The sequence below is a fragment of the Aureimonas jatrophae genome, from assembly GCF_900104035.1.
Classification (GTDB): domain Bacteria; phylum Pseudomonadota; class Alphaproteobacteria; order Rhizobiales; family Rhizobiaceae; genus Aureimonas; species Aureimonas jatrophae.
This window is the reverse complement of sequence record NZ_FNIT01000018.1, coordinates 25982-49555: the sequence shown is the minus strand read 5'-3', so window position 1 is coordinate 49555 and position 23574 is coordinate 25982. Positions and strand designations below refer to the sequence as shown.

At 69.7% G+C, this 23574-nt stretch carries 22 protein-coding genes; 12 read left to right on the top strand and 10 right to left on the bottom strand.

The features are described from left to right. From BLQ76_RS21060 to BLQ76_RS21025, 8 genes are all read left to right on the top strand, one after another. Positions 1-359 (top strand): sugar transferase (locus tag BLQ76_RS21060; protein WP_139184091.1); only part of this gene is annotated, 359 nt, incomplete at its 5' end. A 151-nt stretch (positions 360-510) separates the two neighbouring features. After that, positions 511-1047 (top strand): gamma carbonic anhydrase family protein, encoded by a 537-nt coding sequence (locus tag BLQ76_RS21055; protein ID WP_090677200.1) that lies wholly within the window; start codon positions 511-513, stop codon positions 1045-1047. Positions 1048-1116: 69 nt separating this feature from the next. Next, the gene (locus BLQ76_RS21050; RefSeq protein ID WP_090677198.1) at positions 1117-2145 is read left to right on the top strand and encodes an SIS domain-containing protein; all 1029 of its coding nucleotides are present in this window, start codon (positions 1117-1119) and stop codon (positions 2143-2145) included. A 94-nt stretch (positions 2146-2239) separates the two neighbouring features. After that, positions 2240-3433, top strand: a complete 1194-nt coding sequence (locus BLQ76_RS21045; protein WP_090677197.1) for a fumarylacetoacetate hydrolase family protein — start codon at positions 2240-2242, stop codon at positions 3431-3433. Between the two features lie 338 nt (positions 3434-3771). Then, positions 3772-4242, top strand: coding sequence for a hypothetical protein (locus BLQ76_RS21040; RefSeq protein WP_090677206.1), 471 nt, complete (start codon positions 3772-3774; stop codon positions 4240-4242). After that, positions 4233-4637: a hypothetical protein gene (locus tag BLQ76_RS21035; RefSeq protein WP_210285907.1), complete on the top strand. Its 405-nt coding sequence runs from the start codon at positions 4233-4235 to the stop codon at positions 4635-4637. The genes BLQ76_RS21040 and BLQ76_RS21035 overlap by 10 nt, the downstream gene beginning before the upstream one ends. Further along, positions 4604-5143: a hypothetical protein gene (locus BLQ76_RS21030; RefSeq protein ID WP_244519766.1), complete on the top strand. Its 540-nt coding sequence runs from the start codon at positions 4604-4606 to the stop codon at positions 5141-5143. The genes BLQ76_RS21035 and BLQ76_RS21030 overlap by 34 nt, the downstream gene beginning before the upstream one ends. Before the next feature lie 19 nt (positions 5144-5162). Further along, complete coding sequence (locus tag BLQ76_RS21025; RefSeq protein WP_139184090.1) at positions 5163-5648, top strand: hypothetical protein; 486 nt, start codon at positions 5163-5165, stop codon at positions 5646-5648. 23 nt (positions 5649-5671) lie between these two features. Here BLQ76_RS21025 and BLQ76_RS21020 read toward each other — a convergent pair whose 3' ends face one another. Genes BLQ76_RS21020 through BLQ76_RS20985 form a run of 8 tightly spaced genes read right to left on the bottom strand, consistent with a single transcriptional unit; the run spans position 5672 to position 16193 of the window. Continuing rightward, on the bottom strand, positions 5672-7465 hold the full coding sequence (locus BLQ76_RS21020; protein WP_090677193.1) for a gamma-glutamyltransferase family protein: 1794 nt from the start codon (positions 7463-7465) through the stop codon (positions 5672-5674). A gap of 54 nt (positions 7466-7519) precedes the next feature. After that, positions 7520-8368, bottom strand: a complete 849-nt coding sequence (locus BLQ76_RS21015) for an ABC transporter permease (protein ID WP_244519767.1) — start codon at positions 8366-8368, stop codon at positions 7520-7522. Between the two features lie 32 nt (positions 8369-8400). Beyond that, positions 8401-9348, bottom strand: coding sequence for an ABC transporter permease (locus BLQ76_RS21010; RefSeq protein WP_090677190.1), 948 nt, complete (start codon positions 9346-9348; stop codon positions 8401-8403). A gap of 29 nt (positions 9349-9377) precedes the next feature. After that, positions 9378-10889 (bottom strand): ABC transporter substrate-binding protein, encoded by a 1512-nt coding sequence (locus BLQ76_RS21005; protein ID WP_090677188.1) that lies wholly within the window; start codon positions 10887-10889, stop codon positions 9378-9380. Positions 10890-10948: 59 nt separating this feature from the next. Continuing rightward, on the bottom strand, positions 10949-12460 hold the full coding sequence (locus tag BLQ76_RS21000) for an ABC transporter substrate-binding protein (protein WP_090677186.1): 1512 nt from the start codon (positions 12458-12460) through the stop codon (positions 10949-10951). 34 nt (positions 12461-12494) lie between these two features. Continuing rightward, positions 12495-13991 (bottom strand): ABC transporter substrate-binding protein, encoded by a 1497-nt coding sequence (locus BLQ76_RS20995; protein ID WP_090677184.1) that lies wholly within the window; start codon positions 13989-13991, stop codon positions 12495-12497. Positions 13992-14028: 37 nt separating this feature from the next. Then, on the bottom strand, positions 14029-15141 hold the full coding sequence (locus BLQ76_RS20990; protein WP_090677182.1) for an ABC transporter ATP-binding protein: 1113 nt from the start codon (positions 15139-15141) through the stop codon (positions 14029-14031). Further along, positions 15138-16193, bottom strand: a complete 1056-nt coding sequence (locus tag BLQ76_RS20985) for an ABC transporter ATP-binding protein (RefSeq protein ID WP_090677181.1) — start codon at positions 16191-16193, stop codon at positions 15138-15140. The genes BLQ76_RS20990 and BLQ76_RS20985 overlap by 4 nt, the downstream gene beginning before the upstream one ends. A 344-nt stretch (positions 16194-16537) precedes the next feature. Between BLQ76_RS20985 and BLQ76_RS20980 the strand changes: the two genes are divergently transcribed. Next, positions 16538-17329, top strand: a complete 792-nt coding sequence (locus BLQ76_RS20980) for a FadR/GntR family transcriptional regulator (protein WP_139184089.1) — start codon at positions 16538-16540, stop codon at positions 17327-17329. 8 nt (positions 17330-17337) lie between these two features. Here BLQ76_RS20980 and BLQ76_RS20975 read toward each other — a convergent pair whose 3' ends face one another. Beyond that, on the bottom strand, positions 17338-17736 hold the full coding sequence (locus tag BLQ76_RS20975; protein ID WP_170842712.1) for a response regulator: 399 nt from the start codon (positions 17734-17736) through the stop codon (positions 17338-17340). A gap of 194 nt (positions 17737-17930) precedes the next feature. Between BLQ76_RS20975 and BLQ76_RS20970 the strand changes: the two genes are divergently transcribed. The 3 genes from BLQ76_RS20970 to BLQ76_RS20960 all read left to right on the top strand — a co-directional run bounded on the left by BLQ76_RS20970 (position 17931) and on the right by BLQ76_RS20960 (position 21967). Beyond that, positions 17931-20600: a response regulator gene (locus BLQ76_RS20970; RefSeq protein ID WP_090677175.1), complete on the top strand. Its 2670-nt coding sequence runs from the start codon at positions 17931-17933 to the stop codon at positions 20598-20600. A 212-nt stretch (positions 20601-20812) separates the two neighbouring features. Further along, positions 20813-21109 carry a hypothetical protein gene (locus tag BLQ76_RS20965; RefSeq protein WP_090677172.1) on the top strand — a complete coding sequence of 99 codons (297 nt, stop codon included), beginning with the start codon at positions 20813-20815 and terminating at the stop codon, positions 21107-21109. A 240-nt stretch (positions 21110-21349) separates the two neighbouring features. Further along, the gene (locus BLQ76_RS20960; RefSeq protein ID WP_244519765.1) at positions 21350-21967 is read left to right on the top strand and encodes a hypothetical protein; all 618 of its coding nucleotides are present in this window, start codon (positions 21350-21352) and stop codon (positions 21965-21967) included. A gap of 666 nt (positions 21968-22633) precedes the next feature. Here BLQ76_RS20960 and BLQ76_RS20950 read toward each other — a convergent pair. Beyond that, on the bottom strand, positions 22634-23431 hold the full coding sequence (locus tag BLQ76_RS20950; protein WP_139184088.1) for a hypothetical protein: 798 nt from the start codon (positions 23429-23431) through the stop codon (positions 22634-22636). Between the last annotated feature and the right edge of the window lie 143 nt (positions 23432-23574).

Here is a 23574-nt window from a genome sequence, read left to right as displayed (position 1 = left end):
AGGCCAACCACAAGCTGCGCAACGACCCGCGCGTCACGCGCCTTGGACGTTTCCTGCGCGAAACCAGCCTCGACGAGCTGCCCCAGCTCTTCAACGTCCTGCGCGGCGAGATGAGCCTGGTCGGCCCGCGGCCCATCGTCGACGAGGAAGCGCACCGCTACGCCCACCGCTTCTCGACCTACAAGCGCGCCCGGCCGGGCCTCACCGGCATGTGGCAGGTCAACGGTCGCTCCGACACCAGCTACGCCACGCGCGTCAAGTACGACAGCTACTACGTGCGCAACGCCTCCACCCTCCTCGACCTGCGCATCATGGCTAAAACCGTCAAGGTCGTCGTCGCACGCGACGGAAGCTGCTGATAGGGGCAAGCCTTAGGCTTGTTGGGACGGCCCGTCTGTTCGGCGGGCCGTTTTCGTGTTCGGGGGCCGTAGCTCCTTGCCTTGCGGTCCCGCTTCAGCCTCCATGGCCAGATCGAGGTGCCGCCCGGCGCGGTTCGAGGAGGCCTGCCGCATGCCCCGCTACGCTCTGGATGGCGTCCAGCCCGCCCTGGCGGCCGACGATCCGGCCTTTATCGCCCCCGGCGCCCATGTCATCGGCGCAGTCGAGCTCGGCGCGGGATCGAGCGTCTGGTTCGGAGCCGTGATCCGGGGCGACAACGAGCCGGTCCGCATCGGCGCTGGAACCAACGTGCAGGACGGCGCGGTGCTGCATTCCGATCCCGGCTCGCCGCTCGCGATCGGCGAGAACTGCACGATCGGGCACCGCGCCGTCGTGCACGGATGCACGGTGGGCGACAACACGCTGATCGGCATGGGCGCGGTGGTGCTGAACGGGGCCCGGATCGGCCGCAACTCATTGGTCGGGGCCGGCGCGCTCGTCACCGAGAACAAGGTCTTCCCCGACAACTCGCTGATCGTCGGCTCGCCCGCCAAGGCCGTGCGCACCCTGGACGAGGCGGCCGTCGAGGGTCTCAGGCGCTCGGCGGAAACCTATCGGCGCCATGCCCGGCGCTTTCGCGTCGGGCTCGAGCCGCTGGCCAAGGGCTGAGCCCCTTCGCATCCGTCTCGCCGGCTGCTAGGCGAGTCATGAGCCATCCTTGCAACCGGATCCGCCCGCATGACCGCCGAACCCACCTTGATGAGCCTGGAACTGCGCCAGACGCCGGCCGTGGTCGCCGAGATGCTCCAGCGCGAGGCCGGGGCCCTGGCTGCGCTCGGCCGCTCCCTGCGCGAGCGCGGCCCGGCCTTCGTGGTCACCTCGGCGCGCGGCTCGTCCGACAACGCGGTCGGCTTCTTCAAGTATCTGGTGGAGATCCTGGTCGGCCTGCCGGTCGCCTCCATGGGGCCCTCGGTCGCCTCGATCTACGAGGCGAACCTGCGCGTGCGCGGGGCGCTCGTCCTGTCGGTCTCCCAGTCGGGCGGCAGCCCGGACATCGTGGCGCTTCAGCGTGCGGCGCGCGACGGCGGTGCGCTGGCGGTCGCCGTCGTCAACGATGCCGCCTCGCCGCTGGCGCGCGAGGCCGACACGGTCCTGCCGATCGGAGCGGGCGAGGAGCGCAGCGTCGCCGCGACCAAGACCTGCCTCGCCTCCGCCGTGATGCTGGCGGCGCTTGCCGCCGAATGGGCCGACGACGAGGGCCTGCGCCAGGGTCTGAAGCGGCTGCCCGACGCCTTCTCGCGGGCGCTCGAGACGAACTGGGACGCGGCGCTGGACCTCCTGGTTCCGGCGCGCTCCTGCTACCTCGTGGGTCGCGGTCCCGCCTTTCCGGTGGCGGTCGAGGCGGCGCTGAAGCTCAAGGAAACCGCGGTGCTTCATGCCGAGGCCTTCTCGGCGGCCGAGGTCATGCATGGACCGTTGCAGCTCCTGACGCCGGACTTTCCGGTGATCGCCTTCCGACCGCGCGATGCCGCCTTCGGTGCGACGGGCCAGGCGGTGGAGCGCCTGCGCCAGGCCGGCGGCCGCGTGCTGGTGGCCGAGGGCGGCGAGGGGCGCGACACGCTGCCGGTCGCCAGCAGCGCCCACCCCCTTCTCGATCCGCTCGTCATGCTGCTCAGCTTCTACGATCTGGCCGAGCGCGTTTCGCGTGCGCGCGGACACGACCCCGATCGGCCGGCGCATCTGGCCAAGGTGACGCGAACCGTCTGACGCGGCTTTCGCGCTGCAGCACAGGAAGCGCTTGCGACACGGCGCGATCCGGGAAAGGGATGCTCCGTCATCTCGCCTGATCGATGGAGCCGCCATGTCCCCCTCTCTATCCGCCGCGTGGAACGAGGGCGGCCCGCTGCCCGAGGATGCGAGCGAGGCGCGCCTCGTCGGCCGGGTCTTCGATCCGGCGCTCGGCGGCCCGGTGCTGGTGGAACTGCGTGGCGACCGCCTGGTGGATGTGTCGAGCCGCGAGGCACCGACGCTCAGCGCCCTTCTGGAGCTTGCGGATCCGATCTCCCATCTCGACCGGCAGGGCGGCGAGCGTTCCTACGCGCTGGCCGACGTCCTGGCCGCGGGCGAGACCGCCGGCGCGGCGCGCGACGAGGCCCCGACCCTCCTCGCCCCGTGCGACCTCCAGGCCGTGAAGGCCTGCGGCGTCACCTTCGCCCGCTCCATGGTGGAACGCGTCATCGAGGAGCGCGCCAAGGGCGACTTCGCGCGAGCGGCCGCGATCCGCGAGGAGATCGGCCAGGCGATCGGCGCGACGCTGCAGGATATCGAGGCCGGCTCGCCGGCAGCCGCCGAGGCCAAGCGCATCCTGCAGGAGCGGGGCTACTGGTCGCAGTATCTCGAGGTCGGCATCGGGCCGGATGCCGAGGTCTTCACCAAGGCGCCCGTCCTGTCCTCGGTCGGATACGGCGCCGAGATCGGCATCCTGCCCTCGTCGGAGTGGAACAATCCGGAGCCCGAAGTGGTGCTGGCCGTCAACTCGCGCGGCGAGATCCGCGGCGCCACGCTCGGCAACGACGTCAATCTGCGCGACGTCGAGGGCCGCTCGGCCCTTCTCCTCGGCAAGGCGAAGGACAACAACGCGTCCTCCGCGATCGGCCCCTTCGTGCGCCTCTTCGACGCTCGGTTCACGCTGGACGACGTGCGGCAGGCCGAGCTGACGCTGACAGTCGAGGGCACCGATGGCTACCGGCTCGACGGCCGGTCCTCGATGCACGAGATCAGCCGCGATCCGGCCGAGCTCGCGCGCCAGGCCTCGGGCGAGCATCATCAGTATCCCGACGGCTTCATGCTCTATCTCGGCACGTTGTTTGCGCCCACCGAGGACCGCGACGTGAAGGACAAGGGCTTCACCCACAAGCTCGGCGACGTCGTCAGCGTGCGCTCGCCGCGCCTCGGCGGCCTGCGCAACACCGTGACCCACACGAACCGCGCCGCCCCTTGGCGCTTCGGCATCGGCGCCTTGATGCGGAACCTGGCGGCGCGCGGCCTTCTCTGAGGCAAGCGGCGACCACGGTCGGGCGGCCGAGCGTCGGGCCGCCCGACCGCTCTGTTGAAACGCCGCGTCGAGCGCGAACGCGCGCGACGGATGCCGGCTTGCCGTCGCCGGCATCCCGTTCCGCACAACCGACGGTCTCGACCCTTCGACCGGCTGACGCCGCAGGTTGGCGCGCCAGACCGAGCACGACGGCCGGATCCCATTGATCGGAAAACCGTCTTTCGGGACCGACTAGGTAGAAGTACGATATCCTCCACCCTTCATCCTCCAGTTTTGCACACGCCCTGCGCGTGACACTTGTCTCGTAGACACACTTCACGAGCGAACAGATGTCACGCATGAGACAGGCCTTCTGGCTGACCACGGCCCTTGCCGGCGGATCGTTCCCGGCCAGCGCCCAGGCGGTCACCAACACGGTGACCTTCAACGGCACGGTCACGACGAACTGCACCATCGCCGTCGTCAACGGCACCGGCGTGATGACCACCAACGGCACGCTCAGCAATCTCAGTTCCAAGAACGCCGGCGGCTCTCCCGCCAAGGTCACCGTCACCACGACAGGCGGCGTGCGCGTCAGCCTCGACGCCGTCAGCGCGGCCACCGCCCCGGTCGCCGACACGGGACCGACGACCTGGACGCCGGTCTATTCCCTGAGCGGCGCCCAGAGCGTTGCCGAGACCGGGTCGTCGACGCTGATGACCGGCTCGGGCACGAGCAACATGGATATCAACCTGACCGGCACGAAACCTAGCACGGATTCGTTCCGGGGCGGCAACTACTCGGCGACGGTGACGGTGCGATGCGAGTGAAGCCCGCCGCCGTCCCCCTGATCATCGCGCTCGCGGTGGCGCTGGGAACGGGCGCGTCTCGCGCGCAGTCCCTGACCCCGATGCGCGGCGAGGTCCGCAGCGTCAGCGACGCCTTCGCGGTCCGGGTCTTTCCCTCCAATCCCTACGACCGTCCGATCCGCGTCGAGGTCCATGTCTACGATCAGGACTTCGCGCCGGTCCCCGGAGCCCGCGTCTCGGCCAGTCCGCTGATGCTCGCGCCGGAGGGCTCGCGTCCCGTGATCGTCACGATCCCGTTTGCGGGAGAAGCCGTTCGCAAGGTGCGCGTCTGCGCCGAAAGCATTCCGTTTCCCAACTCGCAAACCCAGGTGAGGGCTCAGATATGCGGCAAGTTCCTCGGCAAGCGCTTGTCCTGACGGGGGCCGGGCTGGCGGCGCTCGCGCTTGCGGCCGCCCTTCCCACGCCGTTGCGGGCGGAAGACCGGTACTACCTCAGTCAGAGTCAGAGCGGCTTCAACCTGCCGGGCGTCTCGCTGCCGCAGGGCCAGGACGAGGTGCGCGCGGCCGACGGGACGACCTGCCGCTCGGCGGTGGGCGGATCGGGCGCCTATCTCGATGTCGGCGCCATCAACGGCAGCGGCAACGGCAACAGCTACGACAACGGCAACATCGCGACCTATGGCCGTGTGGTGATCCCGCTGAGCCAAGGCGGCAAGCGCCTCAACTGCACGGAACTCTATGATCTGGAGATCGCGCGCCTGCGCGCCGAGCTGAAGCTCCTGCAGATGGGACTGACCTCCGGCCCTGGCGACGTCGCAGCCTCGACGAACGGTCGTGCGCCCGCCGACGATCCGAACAGCAAGGAAGCCAACTGGGCGAACACGGGTTGGAGCGATGGCACGTCCAAGCCCAAGCGCAAGTAGCCGCTGGCTGGGGGGCGCGTTGAAGCGTCTGGCATGCGCGGCGATGCTGACGGCCGCCATGGTCGGTCCCGCAATCGCCCTAGTAGATGCCACGATCGGCACGTGCACGATCGTCGTGGTCTCGCCGGGAACCCTCACGGCCTCCACGGACCTCAGGTCGCTGTCCTCGACCAACGCCGGCGGCCAAGCGGCCCGCGTCAGCGTCACCACGCTTCTGAACGGCGGCGTGCCGCAAGCGACCTGCAGCCTCGCCGTTCAGGTCAACTGCTTCCGCGTGACGTTCGTTCCGCCGACGAGTTTCGCGTTCGCCCCCGCGGGCGCCGATGCGAGCGTCCAGTTCGCCGGGCGCATACAGCCCCAGGGCGGCACGGCGCTTCTCGACCTCCTGTCGGCCGTGGTCCTGATGGGAACGCAGACCATCGACCTCAGCCTCAGCGCCACCAAGACGGCGGGCGTCTTCACGGCCGGAACCTACCAGGCCCAGCCGACGATCCGCTGCGAGTAGGCGACGCGAGACGAAGCGATGCGTCAGCGGGCGATGGCGTAGGCCTGCATCAGGCGGGGCGTCGCGGCGGCATGGAGCAGGCCGTCGGCATCGCGCGCAGCCGCCACGAGGCGCCCGACCGTCCAGGCCGGGGCGCGCTCGACGTCATGGCCGCGCCGAGCCAGGTCGGCCAGCACCTCCTCGCCGAAGCTCTCCTCGATCGTGAGGTTCCCCGGCCGGCGCTCGCGTGGGTAGAACGAGCTCGGGAAGTGCCCGGTATGCGACATCGGGTGGTCGATCGCCTCCTGCAGGTTCAGGCCGTGATGGGCGTGACGCAGGAAGAGAAGGAGCTGCCACTGCTCCTGCTGGTCGCCGCCCGGCGAGCCGAACACCATGTACGGCTTTCCGTCCTTCTCGGCGAGCGTCGGGGTGAGCGTCGTGCGCGGGCGCTTGCCGGGCGCGAGCGAGGTCGGCAGCCCCTCCTCCAGCCAGAACATCTGGGCGCGAGAATTCAGCTGGAAGCCGAGCTCCGGGATCACCGGCGAGGACTGGAACCAGCCGCCGGACGGCATCGCCGCCATCATGTTGCCGTGCCGGTCGACCGCGTCGATATGCACGGTGTCGCCGCGCCGGGCCGAGCGCATCTCGGCGGTGGTCGGCTCGTTGGCGGCGGATGCCGCGCCGATACGCGAAAGGCGATCCAGCGCCGCCATCTGGCGCGCCACCTGCGCCTCGAAGCCCGGCACCGTGCCGGGGCGCAGCTCGCGCGAGGCCTCCGCGCCGATCAAACGGCGCCGCTCGGCATTGTAGCCCTCCGACAGGAGGTGCTCGACCGGCACGTCCACGAAGCGCGGGTCGCCGTAGTAGACCTCGCGGTCGGCGAAGGCGAGCTTCATCGCCTCGGTGAGCGTGTGGACGAAGTCGGCCGAGGCAGGGCCCATCGCGCCGAGGTCGAAGCCCTTCAGCAGCGCCAGCGTCTGGAGGAAGACCGGCCCCTGCCCCCAGGGCCCGATCTTGTGGACGCGAAAGTCGCCGTAGTCGTAGGCGAGGCTCGGCTCGTAGTCGGCGCGCCAGTTCGCCATGTCGTCGGCGGTGATCACGCCGCGATGGCGCCTGCCGCTCTGGTCCATGGCTTCCGTGTTTCGGGCGAAGCGCTCGACGCTTTCTGCCACGAAGCCGCGATAGAACGTGTCGCGCGCGCGCTCGATCTGCGCCTGGCGGTCGGCGCCTGCGCTCTCGGCCTCGCGCAGGACACGCTCCCAGGTGTCGGCGAGCGGTGTGTTGCGAAAAAGCTTGCGCGCCTGCGGCACCGCGCCGTTCGGAAGATACAGCGCGGCCGAGGTCGGCCATTCCCGTTGAAAGAACTCGGCGAGCCCGCCGATCGTGTCGGACACGCGCGGCAGGAGCGGATGGCCGTGGCGCGCATAGTGGATCGCGGGCTCGAGCACGGTGCGCAGCTGGAGCTCGCCATGGTCGCGCAGGAGCAGCATCCAGGCGTCGAACGAGCCGGGAATGACGGTGGCGAGCAACCCGTTGCCGGGGATGAGCTCCAGGCCCTCGCGCTTGTAATGCTCGATCGTCGCGCCCGCCGGCGCAGGCGCCTGGCCGCAGATCACCTCGGTGCGGCCGGTCCGGGCCGAATGGAAGACGATCGGCACGTCGCCGCCGGGCCCGACGAGATGCGGCTCCACGACCTGCAGCACGAAGGCCGAGGCCGCGCCCGCGTCGAAGGCGTTGCCGCCGAGCTCCATCATGCGCATGCCGGCGGCCGACGCCAGCCAGTGCGTGGTGGCGACGGCGCCGAACGTGCCGAGAAGCTCGGGGCGGGTGGTGAACATGGATGGCACTCCCAATGCGTTTTTCGACGGCCGCGCCGTGTGGCGCGGGCCGCGTCAGTGTTCGCGCGGATCCAGCGCGTCGCGCAGGCCGTCGCCGAGCAGGTTGAAGCCGAGCACGACCAGGAAGATCGCGGCCCCCGGAAAGACCGACATCCAGGGCGCCTGGCTCATGAAGTTCTTGGCCGTGTTCAGCATCGAGCCCCAGGACGGGTTGGGCGGCTGCTGGCCGAGGCCGAGGAAGGAGAGCGAGGCTTCCGCGATGATCGCCGCGGCGATCGTCAACGTCGCCTGGACGATGATCGGCGGCAGCGTGTTGGGGAAGATGTAGCGGGCAAGGATCCAGCGGTGGGGCAGGCCGATGGCCCGCGCCCCTTCCACGTAGTCCTCGGCCGAGACGGTGAGGGTCTGGGCGCGCGCCAGGCGGATGAAGACCGGCACGGCCGACAGGCCGATCGCGATCATCGCGTTCTGAAGCGAGGGGCCGAGAAAGGCGGCGAGCGCGATCGCGAGGATCAGGAAGGGGATGGCGAGCAGCGCCTCGGTGACGCGCGAGATCGCCGCGTCGATCCAGCCGCCGAAGTAGCCCGCGAGCAACCCGAAGGGCACGCCGACCACCACCGCGATCGCGACCGACACGACGCCCGCCATGAGCGAGGCGCGCGCGCCATAGGCGAGGCGCGTGAAGACGTCGCGACCGAGCTCGTCCGTGCCGAGCCAGTTCAGCGCGGAGGGCGCCTTGCGGATCGCGCGGAAGCTGGTCGCGGCCGGATCGAACGAGGTGACGAGCGGGGCGAAGATCGCCAAGAGCGCGAAGAAGAGGACGATCACGCCGCCGACGATCGCGGCGCGGTTGCGCAGGAACTTGCGGAGCGCGCGGCTGGGCGCGCGCCGGGGCGTGCCCACGACGGCTCCGGGGTTGGCTTGAACGACGGTGCTCACGAGGCATGCCTCAGGCGCGGGTTGATCAGGACGTAGAGGACGTCGGCGAGAAGGTTCATCGCGATGAAGCCGATCGCGGTGCACAGCACCACGCCCTGCACCACGGCGTAGTCGCGGGTGAAGACCGCATCCACCATCAGCTTGCCGAAGCCAGGAATCGTGAAGATCTGCTCGGTCAGGACCGCGCCCGCGATCAGCTCGCCGAAGAGCAGCGTGAGCAGCGTGACGATCGGAACCAGCGCGTTGCGCAGCGCGTGCTTGAGCACCACGACCTTCGGCAAAAGGCCCTTGGCGCGGGCCGTGCGCACGTAGTCGGCGCGCAGGACGCCCAGCATGGCCGAGCGGGTGTGGCGCATCAGCGAGCCGGCGAGCCCCGTGCCGAGCACGAAGGCGGGCATCAGCATGGTGCGCAGCGACTGCCAGAGATCCTCCGTGGGCGGCACGTAGCCTGATGCCGGCAGCCATTGCAGCTGCACCGAGACGAGGAAGATCAGAAGGATGCCGAGCCAGAAGTTCGGGATCGACAGGCCCGACAGGGCGAAGACGTTGGCGGCGTAGTCCATCCAGGTGCCCTTGCGCACCGCCGCCAGGATGCCCGCCGGAATGCCGATCAGGACCGCGAAGACCATGGCCATGGCGGCGAGCTGCAACGTGACGGGCAGCTTCTGGAGGACGAGCGTGGCGACCGGCACGTCGGTGCGCAGCGAGACTCCGAAGTCGCCCTGCAGCACCTGCCCGACCCAGGCGAAGTACTGGACGTAGATGGGATCGTCGAGCCGGTACTGCTCGCGCAGGAAGGCCAGAACGGCCGGATCGCGCTCCTCGCCCGCCAGCGTCAGGACCGGATCGCCCGGCAGGATCTTCTGCAGCGCGAAGACGAGCAGCGAGACGATCACCAGCGTCGGGATCGCGACCAGCGCGCGGCGGGCGATGATGGAGAGCATGGGCGTTGCCTCTCAGCCTTGCGTTCGCCTCAGTTCGCCAGCGCCACGTCGCGCAGGCGGATGATCCCGTCGGGATAGGGCACGAAGCCCGTCAGGCGGGCGGAATGGGCGAAGGGGTAGGACTGGTAGTAGGTGTAGACGATCGGCAGCTCGTCCTGAAGGATCGCCTGCGCCTGGTCGTAGAGTGCGAGGCGGGCGGCCGGGTCGGTCGCGCGACGCGCCTCGTTCAGGAGCCGGTCGACCTCCTTGTTGCAGTAGCGCATGTCGTTGAGGCCGCCCTCGCAGGATACGTACTGGTGGATGTTGCCGTCGGGATCGACGCGGCCCGACCAGCCCACCTGCGAGACCTGGAAGTTGCCGGCCGGCATCTCCTGTTGCATGGCGGCGAACTCGATCGGCCGGAGCGTCACGTCGAAGCCCGCCTCCGCCGCCATGGCCTGGATCAGCTCGCCGACCTGCTGACCGGTGCTGGAGCTGGCGACCAGCATCTCGAAGGCGACGCGCTCCTGCCCGGCCTCGGCCAGAAGCGCCTTGGCGCGCTCGACGTCGCGCGCCGGCGCGGGGAAGCGCGGGCTATGGTAGGGGCTGGAGGGCGGAAAGGGCTGTCCCGCCGGCGCCCAGATGCCGCCGCCGACCACCTCGTTGATGACGTCGCGATCGAGCGCGAGGTTGAGCGCCTGGCGGATGCGCTTGTCCTCGCCCAACGGCGTCTTCGCCCGCTCGCCGTTGGCGACGTTGACAGTGAGGCTCTGGTAGCCGAGCCCCGCTCCCACGGCGAGCTTCAGCGTGCCGCTCGCCTCCACCGCCGGTGCGTCCGAGGGCGCCATGCGCTCGATCAGGTCGAGATCGCCCGACTGGAGGTTGGCAAGGCGCACCGTCGTGTCGGGGATCGGCAGGAAGACGACCTGGTCGAACCGGTAGCGCGCGGCGTCGTAGTGGTCCGGAAACTTCGCGAGGACGATGCGGTCGTTCTGCGTGCGACTTTCGAAACGGTAGGGACCCGAGCACACGGGCTCGCGGCTCAAGGTGTCGTTCTCGCCGAAGGCGGCGGGCGAAAGCATCATGCCGGCGCGGTCGGAAAGCTGGGCGAGGATCGTGGCGTTGGGCTCCGACAGCGTCAGTCGCACCGTGAACTCGTCCACGACGTCGACGCTCGAGACGGACGAGATCTCGCTCTTGCGCAGGGAGTCGGGCAGCGTGCGGGCGCGATCGAGGTTCGCCTTCACGGCGGCCGCGTCGACGCGCGTCCCGTCGTGGAACTTGGCGTCGCGTCGCAGCTCCAGCGTGAGCTGGGTCGAGTCGGCGTTCCAGCTCCACGTCGTCGCCAGCGCGGGCGTGAACTCGAGCGTCGGCGTGATGTCGACCAGCTTGTCGCACAACGAGCCGAACACGATGCGGCCGACAAAGGAGCGCGACCGGTGCGGGTCGAGGACGTCGGGGTCCTCGTTCAAACCGATGCGGAGCACGCCTTGCGCATGGCTCGGCACGGCGATGCCGCACAGGAGAAGCGCGCCGAGAACGAGAAGGCCGGTGGATCGCATGGGGCTGGAATTCCCTTGGAGGAGCCGGGCGGCGCGAGCGCCGCCCGGGACTGGAGGCATCAGGGCTTGAGCGTCACGCCCCGGAGGCGGATCATGCCGTCGGGATGGGCGGTGAAGCCCTCGATCGAGGCGCGCAGCGCAAAAGCGCGCGGCTGGTAGTAGATGTCCATCGAGGGCATCTCGTCCTGCGTGATGGCCTGCACCTGGTCGTAGAGCGCCTTGCGAGCGGTCTGGTCGGTGACCGTGCGCGCCTCGTTGAGGAGGCGGTCCACCTCGGGGTTGCAGTACTTGCCGTCGTTCAGCGAGCCCTTGCAGGTCACGAACTGGTGGATGTTGCCGTCCGGGTCGATGCGGCCCGACCAGCCGATCTGCGCCATCTGGAAGTTGCCGCTCTGCATCTCCTGCTGCATGGCGGCGAACTCGGTCGGGCGGAGCGTCACGTCGAAGCCGGCCTCGGCCGCCATGGCCTGGACCAGCTCGGCGATCTGCTGCGAGGTGGTGGAGTTGCCGAAGGCCATCTCCACCGACACGCGCTCGTGGCCGGCCTCCTTCAGGAGCGCCTTGGCCTTTTCGACGTCGCGCTGCACGACCGGAATGGCCTGGTTGTAGTAGGGGCTCGCCGGCGGGAAGGGCTGCTGGGCGGGCTCGAACGTGCCGAAGCCCACGACCTCGTTGATGACGTTGCGGTCGATGCTCAGCTGGAACGCCTGGCGGATGCGCTTGTCGGAGCCGAAGGGCTCCTTGGCCCGCTCACCGTTGGCGACGTTGAAGCGGAACTCCACGAAGCCCGTGCCCGCCGCCTGGAGGAACCGGAGGTTCGAGTCGCCCTCGACCGCCGCGATGTCGTTGGGCGCGAGGCGCTCCAGCATGTCGATGTCGCCCGACTGGAGGTTGGCGAGGCGCACCGTCGTGTCGGGGATGGGCAGGAAGACGAGTTCGTCGAAGTGGTAGTTCGCCGCGTCGTAGTGCGCCGGGTTCTTCCGAAGGACGATGCGGTCGTTCTGCGTGCGGCTGACAAAGGAATAAGGACCCGAGCAGACCGGCTTGTCGGCAAAGGTCTCGAAGGCCGAGGGGGCCAGGATCATGCCCGCACGGTCCGAAAGCTGGGCGAGCAGCGTCGCGTCCGGCTTCGACAGGTTCATTACCACGGTCTGCGCGTCGGGGGCCTCGACGGAGGCCACCGAGGTCAGCTCGCTCTTGCGCAGGCTGTCGGGCAGCGACTTGGCACGCTCGATATTGGCCTTCACGCTCGCCGCGTCGACCTTGGTGCCGTCCTGGAAGGTGGCGTCGGGCCGCAGCTTGAAGGTGAGCTTGGTGCCCGCCTCGTCGAAGCTCCACTCGGTGGCGAGCTGCGGCACGATCGTGAGGTCGGGCGCCACGTCCACCAGCTTGTCGCAGAGCGAGGTGAAAATCATGCGCCCGACGAAGGTACGGGCCCGGTGCGGGTCGAGGACGTCCGGGTCCTCCTGGAGGCCGATGCGCAGCGTCCCGTCCGCCAGAGCGGGAGCGGAGACGCCCACGAGCAGCGCGGTGCTCCCGAGAAGCAGCGTGGCGAGAAGGGTTCTGCGCATCGGGCGGTCTCCGTTGGGGATGAAGGTGTTGAACTCAGTTCGCGAGGCGGACGCCGCGCAGACGGATCATGCCGTCGGGGTAGCCGACGAAGCCTTGAAGCGCCTTCTTGTGGGCGAAGGGATAGGGCAGGAAGTAGAGGTAGGAGACCGGCTTGTCGGCCTCGAGCAGCGCGTTGGCTTGGCGGTAGAGTTCGACGCGCTTGGCCTGATCGCCCGTGGAGCGCGCCTCGTTCAGGAGCTTGTCCACGGCCTCGTTGCAGTAGTGCCCGTCGTTCAGGCCCGCGCCGCAGGTGACGTGCTGGTGGATGTTGCCGTCCGGGTCGACGCGGCCCGACCAGCCGGACTGGCCGGCCTGGAAGTCGCCGCTCTTCAGCGTCGACTGGAGGGCTGCGAACTCGGTCGGCTGCAGCGTGATGTCGAAGCCGACCTCCGCGCCCATCGCCTGGATCAGCTCGTAGACCTGCTGCGAGGTCGTGTTGTTGCCGTAGGTGATGGTCAGCGGCACGCGCTCGACGCCGGCCTCCTTCAGGAGCGCCTTGGCGCCCTCCACGTCGGCCGTGGTGACCGCATCCTTCGGCGCGGCGAACGAGGCGGGCGGGAAGGGCTGGGTCGCCGGCGTGAACGAGCCGAGGCCCACCACGTCGTTGATCACCGAGCGATCGATCATCTTGTCGAAGGCGCGGCGCAGGCGCGCGTCGCTGGCGAGCGGGTTCGCCGCGCCCGCCCCGTTCGCGAGGTTGAAGGCGATCGCCTGGTAGCCGAGGCCCGTGACCGGCACTACCGTCAGGTCCGAATTGCCCTCGGCCGCCGCCATATCGGTCGGCGCGATGCGCTCGATGATGTCGAGATCGCCCGACTGGAGGTTGGCGAAGCGGACCGTCGTGTCGGGGATCGGGCGGTAGACGACGGTCTTGGTCGGATAGTTCGCAGCATCCCAGTAGCCGTCGTACTTCTCCAGCGTGATGCGGTCGTTCTGGACGCGATCCACGAACCGGTAGGGACCCGAGCAGACGGGCTGGGTGCCCATCGTGTCGAAGGCGGCGGGCGACATGATCATGCCGGCGCGGTCGGACAGCTGCGACAGGAGGGCGGCGTCGGGCCGCGATAGGTTGAGTTGAATCGTATCGGCGTCCACCACGTCGACGCTCGCGATCGAGGCGATCTCGCTCTTGCGCAGCGAGTCCGGCAGCTCGCGCGCCCGGTCGAGATTGGCCTTCACCGCCGCCGCGTCGATCTTGCTGCCGTCGTGGAAGGTGGCGTCGGTGCGCAGGTCCATGGTGACGCGCAACCCGTCGGCGCTGGTCTCCCAGCGCGTGGCGAGCTGGGGCACGATCGACAAGTCGGGCGTGATGTCGACGAGCTTGTCGCACAGCGCGGTGAAGACGATGCGTCCGACGAAGGTGCGCGCGCGATGCGGATCGAGAAGGTCGGGGTCGTCCTGCAGGCCGATGTTGAGCGTCTGCGCGAAGGCGCCGCCTGCGGGAAGAAGAACGGCGGTCGCGAGCAGCGCGGCCTTCAGGGTACGGGTCATGGGGCTAAGGGTCCTCGGGATGCTGGGGGTCCGGTTCTCATGCCGGGATTTCGGCGGCGGGCTTTTGGGCCTGCCACTGGCGGTAGAGCGCAAGGCGCCGGTCGAGCCGCTCGTTGGCGGGCGGCAGCGGCAAGGAGGCGGACGTGCCGGCCGCCTGGATCTCGCGCCAGAAGTGGCAGGCGACGCGTCGGCCCGACGCGTCCGCCGTCTCCAGCGCGGGTCGCTCCGCCGAGCAGCGGGGCTTGGCATGCGGGCAGCGCGTGTGGAACTTGCAGCCGGACGGTGGCTGGACGGGGTTCGGAACGTCGCCCTCCAGGAGATGGCGCTCGCGCTTGAGAAGCGGCGAGGGCTGCGGAATCGCCTCCATCAGGGCCATCGTATAGGGATGGAGCGGCTGGTCGAAGAGCGGCTCGGTCGGCGCCTCCTCCACGATCTCGCCGAGATACATGACCGCGACGCGATCGCTCATGTGGCGGATCACGGCCAGATCGTGCGCGACCACGACGAGCGTCAGCCCGAGGCGCTCCTTCAGCTCTTCCAGAAGGTTCACGATCTGCGCCTGGATCGAGACGTCGAGCGCCGAGACCGGCTCGTCGCCCAGCAGCAGCGTCGGCTCGCAGGCGAGCGCGCGGGCGATGCCGATGCGCTGGCGCTGGCCGCCGGAGAACTCGTGCGGGAAGCGGTCCATCATGGCGGGGCGAAGGCCGACCGTGCGGAAGAGCTCCGCCACGCGCTCGCGCCGCTCGCTCGCCGGGCGCAGCCCGTGCAGCCAGATCGGCTCGCCCACCACCTCGCCCGCGCTCATGCGCGGGTTGATTGAGGCGAACGGGTCCTGAAACACGATCTGCAGCTCGCGCCGCAGCTTCAGGGCGTCCGCGCCCTTGGCGCCGGAGATCGAACGACCCTCGAAGCGCACCTCGCCGGAGGTCGGCGAGATCAGGTCGAGCAGGACGCGGCCGAGCGTCGACTTCCCGCAGCCGGACTCGCCCACCACCGCGAAGACCTCGCCGCGCTGGACCTTGAGCGACACGTCGTTCAGCGCGTGGACCGCCGGACGGCGCGCGAGGAAGCCGCCGCCGCCGAAACGCTTCACGAGGTTGCGGCCCTCGAGGATCGGCTCGGCCACGGGCGCGGACGCGACGGCGCTCATGCGGCGGCCCTCCGGGTATCGCTGGCGGGCAGCTTCTCCTCGAGCGGGGCATACCAGCAGGCCGCGCTGTGATGTGCGGCGACCTCGCGCAGCGGCGGATCCTCGGCGCGGCAGTTGTCCTGCGCGAAGGGGCAGCGCGGCGCGAAGCGGCAGCCGTCCGGCATGTCGTCGGCGGGCGGCACGGTGCCGGGAATCGTGGACAGCGAGCCCTGGCGGGCGCCGAGCGAGGGCATCGCGCCCATCAGGCCGATCGTATAGGGGTGCTGCGGGTCGGTGAAGATCGCCTCGACCGGGCCCGCCTCGACCACGCGCCCCGCATACATGACGGCGACATGCGTCGCGACCTCCGCCACGACGCCGAGGTCGTGCGTGATCAGGATCATCGCCGTGCCGGTCTCGCGCTGGAGCTGGGCGATCAGCGCCAGGACCTGCGCCTGGATGGTGACGTCGAGCGCCGTGGTCGGCTCGTCGGCGATCAGGAGGCGCGGCTGGTTGACCAGCGCCATCGCGATCATGACGCGCTGGCGCATGCCGCCGGAGAGCTGGTGCGGGTAGCTGTCGAGGCGCTTTTCGGGCGCGGGAATGCGCACGCGCTTCAGGATGTCGAGCGCGATGGCCCGGGCCTGAGCCTTCGAGACCTGGCGGTGGCGCATCACGCCTTCCGCGATCTGCTGGCCCACCGTGAAGGCGGGGTTCAGCGAGGTCATCGGTTCCTGGAAGATCATGCCCATGGCCGAGCCGCGCAAGTCGGCGCGCTCGCGCTCGGTGAGCTGGAAGAGGTCGCGTCCCTCGAAGATCGCCTCGCCGCCGGTGATGCGCGCCGGCGGCGTCGGCAGAAGACCCATGAGAGCGAGCGCCGTCACGCTCTTGCCGCAGCCGGACTCCCCCACCACGCAGAGCGTCTCGCCCCGCCCGACGGTCAGCGAAACGCCGGCGACAAGATCGGCGCCGCCGTGCCCGAAGCGCAGCCGCAGGTCGCGCAGGCGCAGAACCGGCTCGGCCGTCGCACTCGGCCCCGGGTCGGCGGTCTCGTGGTTCGCAAGCATCGTCATGCGCCGAATGAACCGGAAAGCGAACCAAGGCGCAATCCTCACCCGACAAGGTTTGCGCACAAATTTTGGGCGGACGCTGCCTATGCCTCGCTCGTCACGAGCGCCTGTCGGGCAAGCCGGCCGGATGCGTCCGTCGCCCAGGACACGCGCAATCCCCTTCAGCTGGCCCTTTTGGATCTTTGCTATTGCATGGAAGCGACGGGAACGCGCGCCTCACAGGCGGTCGACGATACCGACCCAACCATCGGTCGCCCATCGCAGGACGATTGTTTGGGGCGATACATTCGGCTAGCCTTTTCCAAACCAATGCGAACCAAGGCGCATTGGTGTGGACGGAGCGCGGCATGCAGGATCACGCAAAAGCCGTTGGCCCTCACGGATCGGACACGGGTCCGCACCCTGAGAGCGAGGACGAGGTCGTGGGCGGTGAGCGTTCCCGCATCGAGCACGATCTGCGCCGGCGCATCGCGGCGGACAGCTTTCCGGGCGGGCGGCTCCCGCCGGAACGCCTTCTGGCGGAGGAGCTCGGCGTCGGTCGGCGGGCCCTGCGCGAGGCCCTGGGCGTTCTCGAGGGCGAGGGTCGCATCTGGCGACGCCAGGGGCTCGGCACCTTTGCGGGCGCCCCGCCCGCGCCGATCGAACCGCCGATACCGCGGGCGGACGAGCTCGGCCGCCTCGCCAGTCCGGTCGCCGTGATGGAGGCGCGGCTGGCGGTCGAGCCGGTCGCCGCGCGCCTGGCCGCCATGCGCGCCACCCAGGCCCAGCTCGACCAGCTCCAGCGCGCCGCCCAGCGAACCTTCTCGGCCCGCTCGGCGCAGGACTACGAGGATCTCGACAGCCATCTCCACCGCACGATCGCCGAGGTCGCGGGCAACGTGCTTCTCCTGTCGATGCTCGATCTTCTGTCACGCGTGCGCCGCGAGGCGCGCTGGGGACAGATGCGCGCGGCAAGCTTCTCGCCCAGCCGCCTGGAGCGGCTCGGGGCCGAGCACACCGCGATCCTCGAGGCGATCACCGACCGCGACCCGGCCCGCGCCGAGACCGAGATGCGCCGACACCTGCGCGCCGTCGCCGTGCGCCTCGTCGGCATGGATCCGCTGCCGCTCCTGCCCCCGCCCGAGGGCGGCGAGAGCTGAGGCGCGCCTCAGGCGGCCAGCGACCGGCGGCCCGCCGCGGCCAGCACCGTGCGCAAACCCTCCACGACATGAAAGGGCCGGCACGGCTTGCGGCAGACTGGCGCGCGCGGAAAGCGCGAGCGCAGCGCGCTGCGCTCGCCCAGCCCCGTATGAAACAGGAAGGGAACGCCCGCCGCCTGCAGCGTGTCGGCGAGCGGCAGCGCGTCGCGGTCCTCGTCAAGGCCGATGTCGATCACGGCCGCCTGGAAGCGCTGGCGCTCCACCGCCTGCCGTCCCTCTTCGAAGGTGCGCGCGAGCGTCACCGCGATGCCGCGTTCCTCCAGGGCTTCAAGCGTGTCGCCCGCGATCAGCGGGTCGTCCTCGACCAGGAGAACGGCAAGGCCGGATAGGTGGGGGGACTCGATCATGGCGGACATGGCTCCTTCGCACCTGCGAAAAGCTTGGCCGGCTCAGCGGTTCCCGCGCCGCAACGTCTCACCTCGGCCCACCCCGGCCCGACACGGAACGGCGCCGGACTTGCGCGCGCCGCATTTTGCGGTCAGTGGGAAAGACTGCGCCGTGTTCCGCGCCCCGTGTCCGCTGCCGAGGATCGCACGCTCCGATGACCGTCCCCAGTCCGTCCCCTTCGGAACCCAGCCAGACCCGCCGGCTGCTGGAGTCCTTCGACTGGTCCGCGACGCCGCTGGGGCCGCGCGAAAGCTGGTCTCCGGTTCTGAGAACCGTGGCCGACGCCGTGGTGGATGCGCCCCTGCCCCAGGTCCTGATGTGGGGTCCCGCCCATGTCATGATCTACAACGACGGCTACATCGACATCGCCGGCGCCAAGCACCCGCAGGCCTTCGGCGGCCTCGTGCCGGAAATCTGGCCCGAGATCTGGGACTGGAACCGCGAGCGCCTGGCCGAAGGGCTGGCGGGCCGTCGCCATGCGTTCCGCGACCAGGAGATGGTGCTTCATCGCAACGGCTCCCCGGAAACGGTGACCTTCGATCTCTTCTACACGCCGGTGCGCGAGGGAGACGGCTTCGGCGGCGTCCTGTGCAAAGTGGTGGAGAACACGGGCCGAGCGGCGGCCGAGCGCGCGCTCCACGTCTCCAACGAGCGCTTCCGGGCCGCGGTGGAGGCCATCCACGGTACGCTCTGGACCAACTCGGCGGATGGCCGCATGGAAGGTCCCCAGCCCGGCTGGGAGGCGCTGACCGGTCAGAACGAGGCCGAATATCGCGGCTTCGGTTGGGCCAAGGCGGTTCATCCCGAGGACGCCGACGCCACCGTGGTGGCCTGGAACGAGGCCGTCGCCGAGCGGGGCACGTTCATCCACGAGCACCGGGTGCGCACGCGCTCGGGCGAGTGGCGCACCTTTGCGATCCGCGGCGTCCCGATCCTCGACCGGGACGGCACGCTGCGCGAATGGGTCGGCATCCACACCGACGTCACCGAGGAACGGCTGAGCGCCGAGCGTCTGGCCGAGCACGCCGCGATGCTGGAGCGCCAGGTGCGCCACCGCCAGCGCGCCGAGGACCAGCTGCGCCAGCTCAACGAGACGCTGGAATCGCGCATCGCGGCCGAGATCCACGAGCGTCGCCAGGCCGAGATCGCGCTCGCCCGCTCGCAGAAGCTCGAGACCGTCGGCAAGCTGACGGGGGGCGTGGCGCACGACTTCAACAACCTCCTGCAGGTCGTCTCGGGCAACCTGCAGCTTCTCCTGCGCGACGTGGCGGGAATGGAGCGCGCCGAGCGACGCGTCGAGAACGCCATGGCCGGCGTCCAGCGCGGCGCCAAGCTCGCCGCCCAGCTCCTCGCCTTCGGCCGCCGGCAGGCGCTGGAGCCCAAGGTCGTCAACGTCACGCGCTTCGTGCAGGGCATGGACGACATGCTGCGCCGCGCGATCGGCGAGGGCGTCGAGGTCGAGACCGTGGTGGGCGGGGGCCTGTGGAACACGTTCATCGATCCGACCCAGATCGAGAACGCGCTCCTGAATCTCGCGATCAACGCGCGCGACGCGATGGACGGCCAGGGCAAGCTGACGATCGAGCTCGGCAACAGCCATCTCGACGACGCCTACGTGCGTCACCATCCCGACGTCGAGCCCGGCCAGTACGTGATGCTCGCGGTCTCGGACACCGGCACCGGCATGAGCCCGGAGGTGATGGAGAAGGTGTTCGAGCCCTTCTTCTCGACCAAGGCGGAGGGCAAGGGCTCGGGTCTCGGCTTGTCCATGGTCTACGGCTTCGTGAAGCAGTCCGGCGGCCACGTGAAAATCTATTCGGAGGTCGGCCACGGCACCACGATCAAGCTCTACCTGCCGCGCGCCCTCCAGGCCGAGGACATGGCGGTGGAGGTCGATGCCGGACCCGTCGCGGGCGGCACAGAGACGATCCTCGTGGTGGAGGACGACGAGGCGGTGCGCGCGACCGTGGTCGAGATGCTGACCGACCTCGGCTACCGCGTCCTCAAGGCGGTGGACGCGCAGTCGGCGCTCAACGTCGTGGAAAGCGGCATCCCGATCGATGTCCTGTTCACCGACGTCGTCATGCCCGGCACGATGAAGAGCCCGGAGATGGCGCGCAAAGCCGTCGAGCGCCTGCCCGACCTCGCGGTGCTCTTCACCTCGGGCTACACCGAGAACTCGATCGTCCACGGCGGGCGGCTGGACGCGGGCGTGCGCCTCCTGTCCAAGCCCTACACGCGTGAGGCGCTGGCGCGGAAGATCCGCCACACCATCGCCAACCAGCAGCAGATCAACCAGGCCCGCCGCGCCGGTGCGGGAATGCCCGCCCGCCCGGCCACGACACCGGTCCCCGCCCCCGCGCCGAAGGCGCCCGCCCTGTCGCGCGCGCCTCTTCCGGCCGTCGAGGCCCCGCGCCTCGCCCAGGCAACGGTTCTCCTTGTCGAGGACGACGCCCTGATCCGCCTGAACACCGCGGACATGCTGAAGGACCTCGGCCACGTCGTGGTGGAGGCGGGTCGGGCCGAGGACGCGCTGACCGCGATCCAGACCGTGCCCTTCGACGTGCTCGTGACCGACGTCAACCTGCCGGGCATGTCGGGTCCCGCCCTCGCGCGCGAGGCGCTGGAGGTGAAGCCGGGCGTCGGCATCGTCTTCGCCACCGGCGACCGGCACGTGGACGGCTTCGACATGGCCGCCTCGCACGTCGCGCTCCTGCCCAAGCCCTACGGGCCGGACGAGCTGGAAGCGGCGATCGCCGGCGTCCTCGCCGCCCTTCCGCAAAAGCCGCTGCCCGCCGCAAAGGACACGGCCGCCAAGGTCTGAGGCGGGCCTCCTGCCGGCCGAAAGCCTTCGCTTCGGCTGGATGAAGACCCGTCGAAGCCGCTCCGCTCGGTTGCACCGGAAGCCGGCATACGGACACGACACGTCGAACCGTCGCGATCGCGACAGGAAGCGGGACCGGCATGGCAGCTGACGAAAGGAGAACGCGGCCGGTCACCCGTTTCTCTGCGCTGCGGTATCGATCGATCTGCTGTGTGCTGTCGCTTGTCGCCGCCGCGCTGCTCTTCGGAGCAGCCACGATTGGGAAGCCCTTCGCCCTTGCCCTGATCGGACCCGGCAGCCTGCTCGGTCTGGGCGCGATGATGGTGATCGGGAGATTGGGCCTGCTTCCATGGCTCGAGGACCTGTCGGGTTTGGAGGGGCCCTCGATCTATGGGCTCGTCAGCATGCTGATGGGTGTCGTATTCTGGTGGGGGCTCATCCTGTTTGCGATGTTGCGGCGTCGGCGTCGGCTGCTGCTGACGCCAGCCGCGTCGGCGGGACAAGCGTGACGGGCGACGACACCAGGCCACCCTGGCTGACGCCGTTCTGCGAAGCGGACGCAGCCAGCCTTGCAACCGATCCCTGGGGTCGACGGTGACGTGAAACGCCTGGCCACCATCCTCCTCCGGTTTACCCCGATGACGTCTCACATCATTGGGGCGTGCCGGGTCGGGGTGCCGGCGAGGGCGGTCCTCCTCGCCGTCGCGATCTCGACGGTTGCCCATTCCTCCAAAAGCGACGAAGCGCCCATGAACCCTGACTGGTCGGTTGAGGCACATGTCGGGGTCGGGCGACTGCGGTTCGGCCTGACGCCGGAGGCCGTATCCGCGACGGCAAGCGTCTACGGCTCGCCCACGCCCATGATCAAGGGATCGGACGCGGCCAGCGACGTGGCGGCCCTCATGGCCGACATGCCCGAACTCGGCCTATCCCTGTCGGTGGACGAGCTTGCGGCGCTGCAACAGTCCACTGCTGAACAAGCGAACCTGGATCGACAGAACCTTGAGAAGGATCGAACGGCCGTTCTTCTCGAATATCGCGATGGACGGCTGGACGGCGTCACGGTCGAGGCCCGCCATGCCGAGACGGCGTTCGAAGGCCGGCGCGTCTTCGCGATGGATCCGATCGAGGTCCTGCGCCTCTTCGAGCGAGCCAACGGCGAACCAGGACGGTATCGCCACAACGAGGCGGCCTTTGATCGCCTCGCGGTTTCGCTTTTCGCCTTCAGTCATGCCCGCGCCGACGGCCACGTGCGGCCCGCAACGAAAGGCGATCGCGACTTCCGCGCCCGATCCCTGACCTTGCGACGTCAGCCCTACAAACCGGCTGGCGAGCTGGATCAGTTCGTCACCGCGTCCTTCGAATAGCCATCGTTCGCCGTTTGCCGGCGTTCCCGCAGGTCGGCACCGAGGCCGTCCGCTTGCCGACCGTATCAGGCTCCTCCGCTGGCGCGGGTCGAGCAGGCCATCTCCATCGCCCAAATCCGCCTGCCTTCCGGATCGCCGGGCGAATAGGGCGCCGGAACGCGGCGCCGTTCAAGCCGGATCGGCCACGGTCGAAAGAGCGTGGTTGAATTCGAACTCGTCGTCCTGCCCTAGGGTCGCAAAGCTCGGCATCACCCTCTTGGTGAGCGGAAGGTGCGGATCACACGCGATGCCGACGTCGAACGCCGGTGCGCCGGCGTCCGAAGGGAAAGGCTGCGCGAGGGCGACCGTGCCCCCTCCCTGCCGGCCGCGACCGGAAATGCCGAAGCCGGCGAGACCAGGCGACGGACGCGAACCCTTGGGTCGCGCGGTCACCTGTCCGGCGAAGCCCTGTCACGGGTGCCCGGGAAACGGCGACCGTGGTTGGCGTCCGGCGACCCGTCACCGGGAACCGGGCGGGTTGCACTCGTCCGTCTGGATGGTCCGCCTTCCTTGCCTGGAGACTCTTGGGTCCGCCAGCCGCGAACCGTTCGTCCGCGCTGCGGCGCCGGACCGTTTCCGGCGATCGCGGGTCGCTCCTGGCATCGGTCTCATGGTGAAGGCCCCTTGTCAGAACCGCCGCCACACCGCCAGCAGCAAGCCGCGTTCGGCGAGGCGGTCGCGGGCGGCAAGGGTCGCGAAACCGCCGAACTGCACCGACACGGCCGGGGTCACGTCGCGCACCGCGCTCAGCTGCAGCTTGTGGTCGCTGCCGGCCGGCACGCCGTCCTCGCCCATGATGCCGAAGGCCGAGAAGACCTGCGCGAGAAGAAGCGTGCGCGGGACGGGCCGCACACCCAGCGTCAGGTCGAGCCGCAGCTCGTCGGGCCGTGAGGCACGGAAGCGATAGGCGAGTTCGCCCGCGGCAAACGCGTCCCGTCCGCGCAGCTGGAAGCCGTAGCCCGCCAGACCGCGCGCCTCCGCCTCGAAGCGAAAGCCGCCGGTGGCCTCCGGCCCCTCGACCGCCCGCGCCTCGGCACCGCGCAGATTGCCCTCCGCCGAGAGAACCAGCGAGCCGCGCTGCAAAAGGCGTGCGCGCACGCCCACCTCGGTGAAGCCGAGGCCGGTGTCGTCCGCCGAGGGACGGTCCTCGAAGCGCAGCGCCCGTGCCTCGGTGCGCCCGCGCAACGTGAAGCGGTCCGTGATGCCGTACTCGGCGAGCACTTGGATCTCGGCCTTGCGGAAGCGAGGAGTCGCCCCCAACGCGCCCGCTCCGTCGAAGCGCTGGTCGGCCTGCGAGCCGAACAGCGTCGCGATCGCGATGCCTCGGCCCTCGGGCAGCGTCCAGGGACCGGCCAGGGCCGGCCCGGCAGCGGCCCAAACGCAGACAACCGCCGCGACCGCGTGCGCCCAACCTCGTGATCCCATGGGTTCGCCCCCGCCCGGCGCCTGCGATTCGTTGTACAACCCATGATAGAAGATATCCCGATCGATACGCCAGCCACGCGGGGCGTCATCAACAGATCCTTCACCATGAGCGTCCTGCTCTCGCCTGCGGGGCGCGGACTTGT